Raw genomic sequence first — 3,296 nt, forward strand, 5'->3', positions numbered from 1 at the left:
TCATCGCCGAAGCCGAGCCGCCGCCCGTTCGGCAGCGCTACGAGCAGGCCATCACCGATGCGGCGGTGGCGGTGACCCGGGCCTCGAGCGGGCTCACCGACGAACCGCTGGTGCAACTGCTGGGCCGGATCAACGCCGAACTGGCCGTCTACACCGGCCTGATCGAGATCGCGCGGACCAACAACCGGGAGGGCAACCCGGTCGGGTCGTCGTATCTGTCGGAGGCCTCGGGCCTGATGCAATCGACCATCCTGCCGGACGCCGCGCAGCTGTATCAGGCCACGTCGGAGCGGGTGGACGCGGAAACCACCGCGTCGACGCAGATCCCCGCGCCGGTCATCCTGGTGGTCACCGCCACCGCCGTCTTCGGCGCCTTCGCCCATCGCTGGCTGGCCCGGCGCACCCGGCGCCGAATCAATCCGGGCCTGGTCGTGGGCGGCCTCGCTATTCTCGTCATGGTGGTATGGGTCGGAACAGCGCTGACCATCTCCACGACCGCCAGCCGTAGCGCCAAGAACACCGCCGCCGACTCGCTGCGGATCGTGACCAACGTCGCGATCACCGCCCAGCAGGCGCGGGCCGACGAGACGCTATCGCTGATCCGTCGCGGGGACGAGGAGAAGCGCAAGCAGTCGTTCTATCAGCGGATCGACTCCATGCACCAGCAGCTGGACCAGTACATGGCGCGCAGCGATGCCGTCGACAAACCCGACCTGCAGGGCGCCGACCAGCTGCTGCTGCGCTGGCGGCAGGCCAACGACCGGATCAACTCCTACATCTCGGTCGGCAACTACCGGGCGGCCACGCAGGTCGCCCTGGGCAGCAGCGAAGACGACTCCACCCCGGCGTTCGACAAGCTGGAAGGCCAGCTGGTCAAGGCCATGGACCAGAGCCGGACCCATCTGCGCAACGACGTCCTCAACGCCCGCAGCGGGCTGTCCGGCGCGCAGGTCGGCGGGGTGGTGCTCAGCCTCGGCGCCGCCATCGCGGTGGCGCTGGGCCTGTGGCCGCGGCTGAAAGAGTATCGATAATGACGCGCGCGCTCGCTGCGCTCGCCGCGCTGGCAACGGCGGGGGTGCTGGCGGGGTGCTCGCACACCGAGTCGCTGACGGTCGCCAAGGTGCCGACGCTGCCGCCGCCCACCCCGGTCGGCATGCAGCAGCTGCCCCCGGAGCCGCCGCTGCCGCCGGACGATCCCAGCCAGGGCTGCGACCTGACCGCCAGCCTGCGGCCCTTCCCCACCAAGGCCGAGGCGGACGCCGCGGTCGCCGACATCCGCGCCCGCGGCCGGCTGATCGTCGGGCTCGACATCGGCAGCAACCTGTTCAGCTTCCGCGACCCGATCACCGGGGAGATCACCGGTTTCGACGTCGACATCGCCGGGGAGATCGCCCGCGACATCTTCGGCGCCCCGTCGCACGTCGAGTACCGCATCCTGTCGTCCGACGAACGCGTCACCGCGCTGCAGCACTCCGAGGTCGACGTGGTGGTCAAGACCATGACCATCACCTGCGAGCGGCGCAAGGAGGTCAACTTCTCCACCGTGTACCTGGACGCCAACCAGCGCATCCTGGCCCCGCGGGACTCGCCCATCGCCAAGGTGGGCGACCTGTCCGGCAAGCGGGTCTGCGTGGCGAAGGGGACCACGTCGCTGCACCGGATCCGCCAGATCGACCCGCCCCCCATCATCGTCTCGGTGGTCAACTGGGCCGACTGCCTGGTGGCGATGCAGCAGCGCGAGATCGACGCCGTCAGCACCGACGACTCGATCCTGGCCGGGCTGGTCGAAGAAGACCCCTACCTGCACATCGTCGGGCCCAACATGGCTACCCAGCCCTACGGCATCGGTGTCAACCTCACCAACACGCCACTGGTGCGGTTCGTCAACGGCACGCTGGAGCGGATCCGCCGGGACGGCACGTGGAACACGTTGTACCGCAAGTGGTTGACGGTCCTGGGACCGGCGCCGGCCCCGCCCACGCCGAGGTATTCCGACTGATGACCGAGTCGGACAAGACCCAACAGCCGGAACCGGGCTCCGAGGACGTGAGCCCCGGCACCCAACCGCCGGACACGCAGGGCGGCGGCCCGGCGACGGGGCGAATCCAGGCCACTCAGGCGCTGTTCCGTCCCGATTTCGACGATGACGACGACGATTTTCCGCACATCTCGCTGGGCGCCCTGGACACCGATTCGCAAGACCGGGTGACGATCGGGACGCGGGTGCTGCCGCCCGTCAGACACCTCGGCGGCGGCCTGGTCGAGATCCCGCGGGTGCGCGACATCGACCCGCTCGAGGCGCTGATGACCAACCCGGTGGTGCCGGAGGCCAAGCGGTTCTGCTGGAACTGCGGAAAGCCGGTCGGCCGGTCGAAGAAGGGCGTCAAGGGCGAGTCGGAGGGCTGGTGCCCCGCCTGCGGCAGCGCGTATTCGTTTCTGCCGCAGCTGAATCCGGGAGAGATCGTCGCCGGGCAGTACGAGGTCAAGGGTTGCATCGCGCACGGCGGACTGGGCTGGGTCTACCTGGCGGTCGACCACAACGTCAACGACCGCCCGGTGGTGCTCAAGGGCCTGGTGCACTCCGGTGACGCCGAGGCGCAGGCGATCGCCATGGCCGAACGGCAGTTCCTCGCCGAGGTGGTGCACCCGCAGATCGTGCAGATCTTCAACTTCGTCGAGCACAAGGACCGCAACGGCAACCCGGTCGGCTACATCGTCATGGAGTACATCGGCGGGCAGCCACTCAAGCACGGCAAGGACAAGAAGCTGCCGGTCGCCGAGGCCATCGCCTACCTGCTGGAGATCCTGCCCGCCCTGACCTATCTGCACTCGATCGGCCTGGTCTACAACGACCTCAAGCCGGAGAACATCATGCTCACCGAGGAGCAACTCAAGCTGATCGACCTGGGCGCGGTGTCGCGGGTCAATTCGTTCGGCTATCTCTACGGCACCCCGGGCTTCCAGGCGCCCGAGATCGTGCGGACCGGCCCGACGATCGCCACCGACATCTACACCGTCGGCCGCACTCTGGCGGCGCTCACGGTGAACCTGCCCACCCGTAACGGCCGCTACGTCGACGGCCTGCCCGAAGACGATCCCGTGCTGATGGAGTACGACTCGTACCGCCGGTTGCTGCGCCGGGCCATCGACCCCGACCCGCGGCGCCGGTTCGCCACCACGGAGGAGATGTCCGCCCAGCTGATGGGCGTGTTGCGGGAGGTGGTGGCCCAGGACACCGGCGTGCCGCGGCCCGGGTTGTCGACCATCTTCAGCCCCAGCCGCTCGACGTTCGGGGT

The 3,296-nt window shown here is 68.9% G+C and carries 3 protein-coding genes; all 3 read left to right on the forward strand.

Features of this window, described 5'->3' with window-relative positions; all coding sequences use genetic code 11:
- On the forward strand, window positions 1–1,031 hold a 1,031-nt coding region (glnX, locus tag A5692_RS08250; protein WP_068054530.1), incomplete at its 5' end, for a protein kinase G-activating protein GlnX.
- Entirely contained in the window at window positions 1,031–1,999 is a 969-nt protein-coding gene (locus A5692_RS08255) for a glutamate ABC transporter substrate-binding protein (protein WP_068054533.1), read from the forward strand. The genes glnX and A5692_RS08255, both read left to right, overlap by 1 nt.
- Window positions 1,999–3,296, forward strand: a 1,298-nt coding sequence (locus tag A5692_RS08260) for a serine/threonine protein kinase (RefSeq protein ID WP_156765981.1), incomplete at its 3' end; no start/stop codon positions are given. The genes A5692_RS08255 and A5692_RS08260, both read left to right, overlap by 1 nt.

The organism is Mycobacterium sp. E342, from assembly GCF_001667665.1.
GTDB lineage: Bacteria > Actinomycetota > Actinomycetes > Mycobacteriales > Mycobacteriaceae > Mycobacterium.